This window comes from Vibrio sp. M260121 (genome assembly GCF_036533715.1).
Lineage (GTDB): Bacteria > Pseudomonadota > Gammaproteobacteria > Enterobacterales > Vibrionaceae > Vibrio.
The window spans coordinates 153,828-167,239 of the sequence record NZ_JATABF010000003.1 but is presented as its reverse complement, the minus strand read 5'-3'; the positions used below and the strand labels follow the sequence as shown (position 1 = coordinate 167,239).

10 protein-coding genes are annotated in these 13,412 nt (G+C 47.2%); 8 read left to right on the top strand and 2 right to left on the bottom strand.

Features of this window, described 5'->3' with window-relative positions:
* Window positions 1-20: 20 nt before the first annotated feature.
* Complete coding sequence (locus QTO06_RS03465; RefSeq protein WP_005435798.1) at window positions 21-743, bottom strand: ATP/GTP-binding protein; 723 nt, start codon at window positions 741-743, stop codon at window positions 21-23.
* Window positions 740-1,729: an AvrD family protein gene (locus tag QTO06_RS03460; protein WP_331406878.1), complete on the bottom strand. Its 990-nt coding sequence runs from the start codon at window positions 1,727-1,729 to the stop codon at window positions 740-742. The genes QTO06_RS03465 and QTO06_RS03460 overlap by 4 nt, the downstream gene beginning before the upstream one ends.
* Before the next feature lie 201 nt (window positions 1,730-1,930).
* Here QTO06_RS03460 and QTO06_RS03455 point away from each other — a divergent pair, with 201 nt between their 5' ends.
* The 8 genes from QTO06_RS03455 (at window position 1,931) to QTO06_RS03420 (ending at window position 13,372) form a co-directional block, all read left to right on the top strand.
* Window positions 1,931-2,683 (top strand): outer membrane lipoprotein-sorting protein, encoded by a 753-nt coding sequence (locus QTO06_RS03455; RefSeq protein ID WP_443088828.1) that lies wholly within the window; start codon window positions 1,931-1,933, stop codon window positions 2,681-2,683.
* Window positions 2,683-3,855: a malate transporter gene (locus tag QTO06_RS03450; protein WP_331406877.1), complete on the top strand. Its 1,173-nt coding sequence runs from the start codon at window positions 2,683-2,685 to the stop codon at window positions 3,853-3,855. The genes QTO06_RS03455 and QTO06_RS03450 overlap by 1 nt, the downstream gene beginning before the upstream one ends.
* Before the next feature lie 47 nt (window positions 3,856-3,902).
* Window positions 3,903-5,801: a sensor histidine kinase gene (locus tag QTO06_RS03445; RefSeq protein WP_331406876.1), complete on the top strand. Its 1,899-nt coding sequence runs from the start codon at window positions 3,903-3,905 to the stop codon at window positions 5,799-5,801.
* The gene (locus QTO06_RS03440; protein WP_331406875.1) at window positions 5,794-7,020 is read left to right on the top strand and encodes a sigma-54-dependent transcriptional regulator; all 1,227 of its coding nucleotides are present in this window, start codon (window positions 5,794-5,796) and stop codon (window positions 7,018-7,020) included. Before QTO06_RS03445 ends, QTO06_RS03440 begins: the two co-directional genes overlap by 8 nt.
* A 111-nt stretch (window positions 7,021-7,131) precedes the next feature.
* Window positions 7,132-8,523, top strand: a complete 1,392-nt coding sequence (locus QTO06_RS03435; RefSeq protein WP_039987641.1) for an HlyD family type I secretion periplasmic adaptor subunit — start codon at window positions 7,132-7,134, stop codon at window positions 8,521-8,523.
* A 115-nt stretch (window positions 8,524-8,638) separates the two neighbouring features.
* The gene (locus QTO06_RS03430) at window positions 8,639-9,322 is read left to right on the top strand and encodes a transglutaminase-like cysteine peptidase (RefSeq protein WP_199452995.1); all 684 of its coding nucleotides are present in this window, start codon (window positions 8,639-8,641) and stop codon (window positions 9,320-9,322) included.
* A 5-nt stretch (window positions 9,323-9,327) separates the two neighbouring features.
* Window positions 9,328-11,241, top strand: a complete 1,914-nt coding sequence (locus QTO06_RS03425) for a bifunctional diguanylate cyclase/phosphodiesterase (protein WP_331406874.1) — start codon at window positions 9,328-9,330, stop codon at window positions 11,239-11,241.
* Window positions 11,242-11,257: 16 nt separating this feature from the next.
* Window positions 11,258-13,372, top strand: coding sequence for a type I secretion system permease/ATPase (locus QTO06_RS03420; RefSeq protein WP_331406873.1), 2,115 nt, complete (start codon window positions 11,258-11,260; stop codon window positions 13,370-13,372).
* Window positions 13,373-13,412 lie beyond the last annotated feature (40 nt).

Genomic DNA, 13,412 nt, shown 5'->3' with positions numbered 1-13,412 from the left:
TATTCGAGACTTCCTTTGAATTAAGCCTGCTGAGTCGCCAACACAGACAGACGGTGGTTTTCTATTTCTATCGCCTCTGCTTTCACCTTGTTCACCGCTTTTTCGATCGCCTCATCTGGGTCAACATATAAAGGCAATTCGAAGTGTTCCGCGATGGTAATCAATCGATGACGCAAATCACCGCCAACCGTGATGTAAGGGATGTTGAGCTCTTTCACAGTAGAGAGCAGAAGATCATTGGAGAGCGTTCTAAAACTTTCAGACACAGGACGGTGGCCATCTTCCACCAAATCAAATTCAATCGGCAGGTGCACAAACTTGCTGTAGGTCTTTTTCGCATGACGCTTTGCAACGTTGCCAAAAGCATCAATGTAACCACGGTGAATTGACGCATACGGTTTGCCTATCAGTCTTTTCATAGCCAAAACCAAGTCGCTGTCATTTGGGTTAATCCCAGTTTCCAAGCGCGCAGCCCCATACACCCATTCATGCAAACAAGAACCATCAGAGAAAAAGCGATCACCACATCGTTCTTCATTCACAACACGCTCACTCAAACGACTAAGCCCCAAGTTCAGCAGCTCCGCAGGATTACACTGCTCTAAGGTTTTACCCGGCACCGCATCTGGCAGAATCTCACGCATGGTGCGCGCTTGAGTTCGTGGAACTTGAGTCGCGATCGCCAGCGCTTCTGTTAATGTCGTTTTTCCGGTTGAGTACGTTCCTGAAATGGCAATTTTCACGCTGGTTCTCCTTGTGGTAATTGATGGCATAGTTTTGCAGTTAGATTGAATTCTGGATGGCCGGAAACCGAGCCGTTTACGGTGGCAAGTCGCCATGAAGAGCCTTTCTTTTTCACTAAAGAATTCTTCATGCTGCGAAGTGTGAGTGTGTGTTTACGACGAGGGATGATGGGATACGGCGTTGTGACCGTGACAGAGCGCATCCACAAGTTGTGAGTCTCATTACGATCCAACTTATCGAGGCGATACATCACCAACTGCGACAGCTGAGCAAAACACGTCAGCCAATCCACCATCATCAATGCATTGGGGTAATGCCCCATCGCGCCCGTTGATGGTTTGCCTGGGCATTGAAACAGCAAGTCACTGGAGACGGCACAAATGGCGTCACAAAAGGTGTTGTTCGCAAGGTGGCAATGACGCAAACGGAAATCGCTATTGAAGTACTCATCGTCATCCGAAAATGACACGACAGATTGCGAGTGATCCGCTTCCGCCTCATGATCGATGATCACTTCAATTTCCATACTGTCGAGCTTGGTTTTGACGCGAGTTAAGGTGCCAAACAAACTGTCCTGTGAACTGCTGGTATCAAGTAACTGGGCAGAAAGGCGCACCGCATCAAGATCCTCTAACGCTTCTGCGCCAGCTTTAATCGACACGTGGCGGATCCACGCTTGAGACGACTGGTGGGCTGACAACTTATAATGGCGCTTGATGATCGCGTAGGAGACACGACCAGCAATCAGAAATGCATCAATCGTACTAAGGTGAGGCCGACGAGATTGCGTCTTCTTTTGTGACCAATCTGTTCGATACGCAACACTGACTAATCCTTGTGCAGAATCCTTGTCGTAATTGATGTTGCATTCATATTGAGTGCGCTTGTAGCCTTCACCGAAGTAGCGCTGTTCCGAGGGGCCCAAAATGTCATCAATACTGGTGACCACCTCGTTAATTTCCTTACCTGAAAGATTAAGCTCCATAAAAACAAATACTCCTTGTGCGAATCACATTGGTTGCGGAGTTTTTATGCTACCTCCTGTGTTTCTATTTTTATCCTGTCCGAATACCCGCTGAAACTGTCCACTCGTACAGGTTCACCCCTGTCTGATTTCTTGTAACTTGCACAACAAAACTCGTCCTTCAACAAGGAGTTAACTATGAGGATGTTTTTCGGATTGCTCATGACACTCTCAGCAACGGCCGCCGCTGAGGATGTCTCCGGGTTCGATGTAGCAAAGGAAATGATCAGCCGAGATACTGGATATATTTCCTATACATCGGACGTGGAAATGTCGATCGTCGCAGCCAATGGCGACACGGTACGCAGACAATTGACGATCAAAGGTATCGAGCAAGAGAACGATGGCGATAAGATCATCACTTACTTCCAAGCGCCACGAGACATTGCTGGTACCGCCCTACTTACGTTTAGCCACGCCATTGAAGCGGATGATCAATGGCTGTTTTTGCCTTCTATCAAAAGGGTTAAACGCATTTCGTCTAACAATCGTTCAGGGCCATTTATGGGCAGTGAGTTTGCTTATGAAGACATGAGTTCGTGGGAATTGGACAAATATCGCTATGAACTCATCGAAGAAAAAACACAAGATGGGCAAAGTTACTGGCTGTTGGCTTGCTTCCCTCGCTACGAAAATTCGGGCTACTCAAAACTTGTCGCTTGGATTGATCAAGACATTTATCAACCACGAAAAATCGAATACTACGACCGAAAAGGCACGTTGTTTAAGCAGCTAACCCTCTCCGATTATGAGCAACATAACCAGCGCTACTGGCGTCCGAAGTTCGCTCAAATGGACAACTTAAAAAGCAAGCGCTCCTCTTCATTGTCATGGAAAAACATGACGTTAGGTGTGGATGTTCCACAAAGCCAGTTTGAGCCCAAACAACTCCGTAACGCATACAGGCACAACTGATGAGGAAAGCGCGCACCTTACTACTCACCAGTTTGTCTCTTTCCTTCTCATCGGCAGGATTTGCCGATTGGCAAACGGAAGGCTTTGTTGGGTTAACCGCAGACCTCTACAAAGACGAGGCACAAACGGGGCAATGCTGTGACACACTCGCCAATCGAGCTCTTATTGCTCCTCGTCTACTGTGGTGGAACGATTCTGGCTGGGCAGCAACCTTCAGTCCTTATGCGGAATATGAGTTTCAGTCCGAACAAGGGTTCATCAATCTGCGCGAAGCCAATATCACTTATGCAGGAGAAACGATCGAATGGCTGCTTGGCTATGGTGTGGTTTACTGGGGTGTCACTGAAGTCTACCAACCCGTCAACGTAGTAAATCAATATGATGGACGCATCGCTTTGGGGTATGAAGAGAAAATGGGTCAACCCATGCTTCAAGCGCGTTGGTTGCCTGACTGGGGAGATGTGCAAATGCTGTTATTGCCATTCCACCAGCCTCGTAAGTTTAGAGAACCAGATCAACGGCGAACCCTGATTAAGCCTGTCGACGATGATGCGATCTATTCTGATGGAGAGAACGCCCTCGATAGCGCGATACGGATTAGCTTTTGGCAGGATGCATTAGACGTTGGCATTAGCGCTTTTTACGGCAATAGCCGAGAACCTTTGCTCGTCGAACGTCCTAATGACTGGCAAGCCTCATACGCACGAATATTCCAGCTCGGAACTGAATTGCAATGGACGCAAGGTGACCTCTTGCTCAAATGGGAAGGGACGTTTAAATCTGGGGAGGGCAGTGACTACTTTACCTTAGTCACAGGGTTTGAATATTCGGTGTACGGTTTTTCCTTTAGCCAAGGCACTCTCGGTTTAATTGTCGAATACGCATGGGATAATAGGGATACATACGCACCACCGACTATCTACAACAACGATGCTTTTCTTGGTTTGCGTTGGCAAGCGAATGATGTCCAAGATACCGAGTTTTTGCTGTCTGGGTTGTTCGACTTAGAGCAAACTTCACCCATCTACAAACTGACCGCTTCTGGGCGCATCAATGAACACTGGAAATGGATAGCAGAAGGTTACTATCTTTCCTCCATGTCCAGTAACGAACCCATTGCTTACCTAGAAAACGACAGCTACTTCTCTATCGGCGCAGAATACTACTTCTAAAAAGCGGATCGATTTCTCGTTGTCGCGGCGGCTCACAACATCGTTAAATGCCTTTTGATAACATGGCGTTAAAAACTGGTGAGCCAATCGTGAACTTACTGAACCCTAAAGCCCTGCGCCATTTTCTCTTGATACTGTTTGCCATCGGTATGGTTGGGCTTATTTTAACTCATCACTACGCGACAAAGTACCAACATCAGCAATGGCAATCGGATCTCAAACAGCAAGCCTCTCAGGTAGCACAAGAGATCGACTATGAGTTGGCTAAGTTTGAGCAAATTCCTAATCTACTCAGTCATGACCCAAGATTACTTGAAGCCGTTAAAGTGGGTAAGCGTTCTGAGTCCCTCAATAAATTGCTTTCCGAATGGCTAACGCAGAGCCTTGCTGACACCATTTATGTGCACGACAACACCGGCTTAGTTATCGCATCGAGTAACTACCAGCAAGACCACAGCTTTGTGGGCTCTAACTTTGCCTTTCGTCCTTACTTTCAGCACGCCCTAAATGGAGAGAAAGCTCAGTATGTTGCGCTGGGCGTACGCTCAAATAAGCGCGGCTATTTCTTCTCGTCCCCTCTTTGGGTTGAAGGCAAAGTCGCAGGCGTGATTACCGTTAAAGTGAACCTAGAGCAGTTAGAACAACGATTGGCACAAGACGATGGCGGCTTGCTGGTTACGGGTGTACACGATGTCGTCTTCATGAGTAACTTGCCCGATTGGCGCTATCGCGCGCTTTTCCCGTTATCCGAAGCTGCGAAAGAAGAACTCAATCAAACTCAACAATATGGCGATACCCTACCGCAATACCGAGGCGAGTTGACCGGGCAAAGTGGCGCAACGCAGTTTGAGAACAATCAGCTACTGGTTTCCCCTAACTACCTTGCTTACGCGACCAACTTATTCGACAAAGGCTTTCGTGTCGTCGCACTGATTAGCCAACAAGAAGTCCTTACCGCGGTATTGCAGGCGGACGTGGTTTACCTGTTGCTCTACGCGCTGGTGGGTTTAATTGCCTTGGCGTGGTTTCAAACGCTGGTCAACAAGGCGCGCCTCGCGAACGTGAATGCTAATTTGGAAGAAAAGGTGACAGAGAGAACCTTAATCCTCAGCCAAGCCAACCACAAATTACAGCAAACCGTGCATCAATATGAGCAGAGCCAACAAGAGCTCAAACAGACTCAACAAGAACTGACTCAAGCGGCAAAACTCGCGCTGCTTGGTGAGCTATCCGCTAGCATCAATCACGAAATCAACCAACCACTTGCAGCGCTACGCACTTACACCGAAAACTCTCAACGCTTAATGGTGATGGAGCGCTACCCGATGGTGACAGACAACTTAGATAAAATGCTCTCTCTTAATGACACCATTGCCGAAGTGATTGCACGCTTAAAGGTGTTTACACGCAAAACGGATGACAACCCACACAACGAAGTAGCGGTCTTACACGATTCCGTGCACAACGCGACGAGAATTCTAAGCAGCAAACTCATCAAGCAAGGTGTGACACTGAAAGTGCCAACCATCGAGTATAACGTGAGGTTAGCGATTCACAGCGTGGAGCTTGAACAAGTGCTGATCAACCTCTTCCACAACGCTGCTCAAGCAATGGAGGGGCATTGTATCGATCCACAAATTTCAATTGCCGTGCAATGCGACGAAACCAACTGCGATATTTTAGTTTCCGACAATGGACCAGGTATGTCAGAACAAGCATTAGCAAGAATATTTGACCCATTTTTCACCACAAAACCGGAAGGACTCGGATTAGGTTTGACCATTTCAAAACGGATTTTGGAAAGCTACCAAGGCTCACTCAGTGCTTACAATCATAGCGCTAACCATTCCATAGATACGCACTCTCAACCATCTGGCGGCATGACTTTTGTGGTCAGCGTGCCTTTAGTGCCATCTCATAGCGCAGAGGAAAACTCACATGCATAGTCCTGTTTTCTTTGTTGATGATGAACCACACATCCGTGATGCCGTGACTCAAGCCTTGTTGATTGAGGGCATCGACGTGACTTGCTTTCCCAATGCAGTCGAAGCCTTGCGTGTGATTGACCCAAACTCGCCAGCACTGATCATTACTGATATTCACATGCCAGTGATGAACGGTTTGGAGTTCATGCGCACCCTGCTTGGCAAAAATAGTCACTTTCAATTTATCGTCTTAACCGGCCATGGCGATGTGAAGACGGCAGTTGAGGCGATGAAGAGTGGCGCGTATGACTTTCTTGAAAAGCCGTTTTCGACAGAGCAACTACTCAAGTCCCTCAATAACGCAGGTGACAAGCTGACCTTGTTGCAAGAAAACGTATGGCTAAAGAAAGAACTCGACATGCAAACCCATGTTGGGCCGAAAATGATTGGTCACAGCCAAGCCATGGTCGATATTCGCCGTGCTTTAATAAGCGCACCGCTCCACCAGCCGCTGATTTTTGTTGGTGAAGATGGCACAGGGCGAAGGCTTGCTGCTCAGTTCGCACACGACATTCATGCCACACCAGAAAGTGAGCTGATTGTCGCATCTGGTGAGGACTTATATGAACTCTCACTCGATGCCTTGGACAAAGCCATACATCATCTTACAGACGGCAAAAGCCAATGTAGTTTGTACTTACACAGCGCAGAACACATCTCGACGAAGCAATGGCAATGCTTGTTTCAGCATGCCAAATTACAACGTGTGTTTGGTGCAGCCAATAGCGTCGATAAAGGAATAGAAGAACGGGTGATGCTGATTCGCATGCCAAATTTGAATGAACGCAAAGAAGATATCGGTCCTTTATACAAACACTTTGTGCGCCACTCGGCCAGCCGTTACCAACTGCAACCTCCACAGATAAGCCTTGATGAGGTAAGAATGGTCACGGAACTCGATTGGCCAGAGAATATCAAACAGCTACGACAGTTTGCGGAATTGAGAGCATTAAAACCCGATGCGTTTCGTATGGAAGATTGGAGCAATGAGAAAAGTATTGAAATCCAAAGTATGACTCAACGCACAGAACACTTTGAATATTGCTTGTTGTTTGACGCCTTGCAACGACATAGAGGCAGACTCAAAGAGGTTCAACTAGAATTACAAGTGTCGCGCAAAACCTTGTACGACAAACTAAAAAAACATCAGTTGGACAAAACAAAGTTCAAGGCACAGTAAATAAGGGGCACTTACCCCTTTCACACATTTTTATTCGCCGAGCATGCTGACATGGTTGGCTAATAATAATAAGATCAAAAAGATAAACCGTCTTTATAAACAAGGAATGTGATGAGCCGAGACAACTACAACAAACTTAGCAACGATGAGTTGGACTTTGTCGATGACAAGACCGCCGCATTGCTCCTGAACACGCCAAGTAGCGCCCGCTTAATGCTGTGGGTCATGGTGCTGTTTTTTGTTGCAGCCATTGGCTGGGCGTCTTGGGCGCAAATCGACAAAGTCACCGTCGGCCAAGGCAAAGTCATTCCATCTTCTCAAATCCAAGTGGTACAAAACCTTGAAGGTGGCTTGGTCAAAGAGATCTTAGTTAAAGAAGGTCAACAAGTTGAAAAAGGTCAGCAACTATTGCTGATTGATGACACCCGCTTTCGTTCTGACTTCCGTGAACGTGAACAACAAGTAGCGAACTTAACCGCTTCCGTACTACAACTTTCCGCCTCGATCAGCAGTGTGGAAGTTAACCGCGAGTTTGATAACAGCAACTGGGAACAAAACGTGGTGCTGGATTACGGCAAACTGACTTTCCCACCAACCCTAGAAGAAAACCAACCTCGCCTAACCCAACGTCAAAAAGCGGAATACCGTGAAGACTTGGACAATTTGCGTAGCCAAATTTCGGTTATCGACCAACAAGTCAAACAGAAACAACAAGATTTGGTAGAAATCCAAGCGCGTGTAAGCAACCTGCGCCAGAGCTACCGTTACGCGAAGAAAGAGCTGGATATCACCAAACCGCTCGCAGATGAAGGCGTGGTACCTCGTATCGAACTGCTGAAACTTCAACGTCAAGTTAACGATACCCGCCGCGAAATGACTTCTAGTGAACTGAAGATTCCTGTGCTCAAATCCGCTATTCGCGAATCCATGCTTAACCGTATTGATGTTGCGTTGAAATTCCGCTCTGAGCAGCAAGAGAAACTGAATAGTACTCAAGACCAACTGTCTTCTTTAGTCGAGTCGGCGGTTGGCCTAGAAGACCGTGTAAATCGTACTGTTGTCGTATCTCCGGTAACAGGCACCATCAAAACATTGAACGTCAATACGGTAGGTGGCGTTATCCAACCCGGTATGGACATTGTCGAAATCGTTCCGACCGAAGACACCTTATTAGTTGAAGCGAAGATCGCACCGAAGGACATCGCCTTCTTGCGCCCAGATCTTCACGCTATCGTGAAATTTACCGCGTACGACTTTACTAAGTACGGCGGACTTGAAGGGGAATTGGAACACATCAGTGCCGATACTACGCAAGATGAAGAAGGCAACAGCTTCTACATTGTTCGCGTGCGCACAGAAAAAACCAATTTTGGACAAGATGCAGACTTGCCAATCATCCCGGGTATGACGGCATCAGTCGATATCATCACAGGGAAGCGAACCGTTTTGGAATACTTACTCAAGCCAATTTTGAGTGCCAAAACCAACGCACTGAAGGAGTAAGTGTCAGCAAGGTATGCCCGATGTGTCGTTTAGCGTTGATAAGTGGTTAAATAGAAAGCACTTATTTCTCAATGACGAGCCCGTTGGAAGAGTACACTTGTGATGTGAGTCGAATATGCCACCCAGATTGAAGCGTAAAGTTACATTATTAATCAGCATCGGTTGTCTTTCGTTCCAAATCGACGCGTTAAACAGCAAAGAACAACGATGGGTCGATACGGTCACTTCAGTCTATGGTGAGCGCGCTGGGATGCGCGTGAAAACTTGGCGAGACAACATCGACTTTTTCAAAACATTGGAGACTCATGAGAAGCTTGCAGGCGTTAACGACTTTTTTAACCAACTTTACTTCGTTGACGATATAGACCTGTGGGGTAAAAAAGACTACTGGGCGACACCACTCGAGTTCTTGGGCAGTAATGCCGGCGACTGTGAAGACTTTACCATCGCCAAATACTTTTCCCTACTTGAGCTCGGTATACCGGATTCAAAGATGCGTTTGATCTACGTTAAAGCCATCGAACTGAATCAGTTTCACATGGTACTCGCTTACTACCCAACCCCAAGTTCGGAGCCTCTCATCCTCGACAACCTCAACCCAGAGATTGTTCGAGCCTCCAGACGTAGCGATTTGCTACCGATATACAGTTTTAACGGTTCAAACCTATGGCTTATGAAGTCTTCTGCTGGCGTTGGAGAGCTAGCAGGAAAAGCCTCACGTTTGAGCCTTTGGAATGACTTACGCTCGCGCGAACGTAAGTTGCAGTTAAAAAAACCTAAAATTAACTATGACGAGTGAAAAACATGACCCTATATAAGAAGCTTGTAGTGGGAATGGTTACGGTCTTTATACTCTTGATGGCATCAGTATTCGTAATCCAGTTCAACACTACTCGAGACAGCTTAGAGCAGCAGCAACGTTCAGAGGTCAACAACACCATTAATACCGTTGGTTTGGCGCTAGCACCTTATCTGAAAGACAAAGATAAGGTCGCGGTCGAATCTGTGATTAATGCGTTGTTCGATGGCAGTACTTATTCTGTCGTACGTCTCACCGCGTTAGATTCGGATTACCAAATCGTACGCTCGTACCCAGTCAAGCCAAGTAGCGTTCCGCAGTGGTTTATCGACTTGAATCTATTCAAGGCAATTCACGACAAACGTGTGGTAACCAGTGGTTGGATGCAGCTTGCAGAGGTGGAAATCATCAGTCACCCAGGCGCAGCATACGAGCAACTGTGGCAAGGCTTTATTCGCCTGCTATCGGCATTTGGCGTTATCTTCCTAGCGGGTCTAGTCGCGATTTCTTACATCCTACGTCGCTCACTCAAACCTTTAGCGGCCATCGTGAAGAAAATGCACCAGATTGCTAACAACCAGTTTGGTGACCCACTGGCTCGTCCTAAAACCAAAGACTTGATCGCAGTTGTTGACGGCATTAACTCGATGTCGGCACAAATCGAACTGTCATTTAAAGAACAGGCAAAAGAGGCGCAGCGCCTGCGTGCTCAAGCTTACCTAGATCCAATCTCCAAGCTAGGTAACCGCTCGTTCTACATCAACCAAGTTGACCAATGGCTGGCAGAGCAAACGCAAGGGGGTATCGCGCTACTCCATGCTGAATACATTGGTGACATCTACGAGACAAAAGACTACCAACGCGCTGATGCCCACGTGAAAGAGTTGTCTCAACGTTTGAAAAACACCATCGATGTTCCGGGAGCAACCATTGCTCGTCTGTCAAGCGACGAATTCGGTCTTCTATTCCCGCACATGGATGAGAGCGAACTGCGCATTCTGGCTGACAGCATCGTCAACTGTGTAAACGGTTTGAATACCGACCCAACCGGCCTTGCTAAGCCAAAAGCTTCACTGGGTGTGGCACACAGTAAAGATCAGAAAACGCGTACTGAAGTCCTATCAATGGTGGATAACGCGCTATCGAAAGCGAAAGCGCAACCAGACAAAGCGTACGGCTTCGTGGGTGGTGAAAACACTTCTAACCTTATGGGTAAACAGCAATGGAAAGCGCTGGTTGAAGAAGCGATTCACAGCGATTGGATTAAATTCCGCTTCCAGTCTGCGAAGAATACTTGGGGTAAAGTGTTCCACAACGAGGTGTTCTCAAGCATCGAAAAAGATGGCGAGACCTACCGTGCGAACCAATACCTGTTTGCTCTTGAGCAGCTAGACGCAACCAACATCTTCGACCAATACGTTATTGAATCGATGATCAAGATGTTAGAAAGCGGCGAGCTAAAAGAGCCAGTGGCAATCAACATCGCACAAAGCAGCTTGTCTCAACCATCGTTCATTCGTTGGACCACCAGCATGCTAGAGAAGCACCCGAAAGTTGCACCTATGCTTCACTTTGAGCTTCCAGAAGCGTGTTTCATTGACCATCCGCACCATACAGCCCTGCTGTGTAACGCGATTCGTCAAACTGGTGCAGAGTTCGGTGTTGATAACTATGGTCGTAACTTCCAGTCACTTGAGTACATTCAGGAATTCCGCCCGAATTACGTAAAACTGGATTACCTATTCACGCACAACTTGCACGACGAGAAGCAGAAGTTCACGCTGACTTCGATCTCACGTACTGCTCATAATTTGGGTATTACCACGATCGCATCTCGTGTTGAAACACAGATTCAGTTGGATTTCCTAACCGAACACTTTGTGGAAGTCTTCCAAGGCTTCATCGTCGACAAGGAATAAGAAAGGTATACCAAGGATGAAAGACCCTTTACTGAACTCGCTCATTTACGTTAGCCGATACTACGGACTAGCCAACTCACCGGAAGCCCTGATTAACGGTCTTCCGCTCTCTGATGGCAAGCTTACCCCGTTTCTGCTACCAAGAGCGGCGGAAAGGGCCGGATTGGTTGCCAAGGAAAACCGTGCAGATTTAGACAAGATCTCTAGCCTAATTCTGCCGGCTATCTTACTTCTTAAAGGTGGTGATTCTTGCGTTCTCAATAGCATTAACGTTGAGAAGCAAGAAGCTGAAATCACCACCCTAGAAAGCGGAATGGTGCCTATCTCCATTCCTCTAGAAGACCTACTTGAGCAGTACACTGGTCGCTATTTTTTAGTTAAAAAGCAATTCCGTTATGACGAGCGCTCTCCCGAAGTGCTCAAAACCAAAGAAGGTCACTGGTTTTGGTCAACCTTGTGGCAATCTAAACGCATCTACCGCGATGTGCTTATCGCTTCTCTCCTTATCAACATCTTTGCTATCGCTGCACCAATGTTCACTCGCTTGGTGTATGACAAAGTAGTACCAAACCTCGCGTTTGAGACGCTATGGGTGTTGGCAAGCGGTATCTTTGTGGTGTTCTTGTTTGATTTCTTGCTCAAATCACTGCGTAACTACTTCATCGACGTGGCAGGTAAGAAATCCGACATCCTGATTTCCTCTAAGCTGTTTAGCAAAGTGATGGGCATCCGTATGGAATCCAAGCCGCCTTCTGTGGGTGCGTTTGCTCGCCACTTGCAAGAGTTTGAATCCATTCGTGAATTCTTTACCTCTGCCACGGTAAGTGCGTTGATTGACTTACCTTTCGCGATTCTCTTCCTGATTATCATCTGGTTAATGGCTGGCGACTTAGTATTCGTGCCTATGGTGGGCGTGGTGATTCTGATGATTCACTCCGCGTTGATCCAAGGTCCATTGCGCCGCTCGATTGAAGAAGGTTCACGTCTTGCTTCACAGAAATACGCTAACTTGATTGAGAGCTTATCTGGCTTAGAAACGGTGAAAATGCTGAGTGCACAAAGCCAATTCCAATACCGCTGGGAAGAAGCCGTTGCACACATGGCAAACTGGAACATCAAGAGCCGTCGTATCACCGACAGTATTCAAAATGCAGCAGGTTTTGTGCAGCAAAGTAGTAACGTCGGCATGATCATTTTAGGCGTGTACTTAATTGCGAATGGGGACCTCACTATGGGTGGTTTGATTGCTGCAACCATGCTAAGTGGTCGAGCGATTGGTCCTATGGTTCAGCTTTCATTGTTGTCTACGCGCTACAACCAAGCTAAGTCTTCAATGACCATCATTAACCAAGTGATGGAAATGCCAGACGAGCAAGAAGAAGGGAAACGCTACATTCACCGTCCTATCGTGCAAGGTAAGATTGAGATTGACCGAGTGACCTTCCATTACCCAGATGCGCCTGTGGCATCGATTCGTGATTTAAGCCTAACGATTAATCCAGGTGAAAAAGTCGCAATCATCGGTCGTATTGGTTCGGGTAAAACCACACTAGAACGCCTGATAATGGGCCTGTACAAGCCGACAGAGGGTCACGTGCGTATTGATGACACTGACATCGAGCAACTTCACCACGTGGACGTACGACGCAATATCGGCTGTGTACCGCAAGATTCGAATCTGTTCTTCGGTTCTATTCGCGACAATATTACCCTAGGCCGTCCGCTCACCGATGATCGCGATGTTTTAGACGCCGCCAACCGTGCTGGTGTCACCGCCTTTACTCAATCAGATCCTGCGGGTCTAGAGCGCCAAGTGGGCGAAGGTGGCGGCATGTTGTCTGGTGGTCAACGTCAAGCTGTGACGATTGCACGAGCGTTCTTGGGTCGTCCTCCAGTGCTCTTAATGGATGAGCCAACCAGTGCAATGGATAACCGTTCAGAGATGCACATCAAGCATCAATTAGCGCAGTTAAAGCCAAGTGAAACGCTGATTTTGATTACGCACAAAACCTCAATGCTCGACATTGTTGATCGTGTGATTGTGATGGAAAAAGGCAGCGTGATTGCTGATGGTCCGAAATCTCAAGTGCTGAATGACTTGAAGCAAGGTAAAGTTCGCGCCGTGAGCTAAAACCGCACAAAAAGAAAATCAAAGCCCCGTTGAACACTGC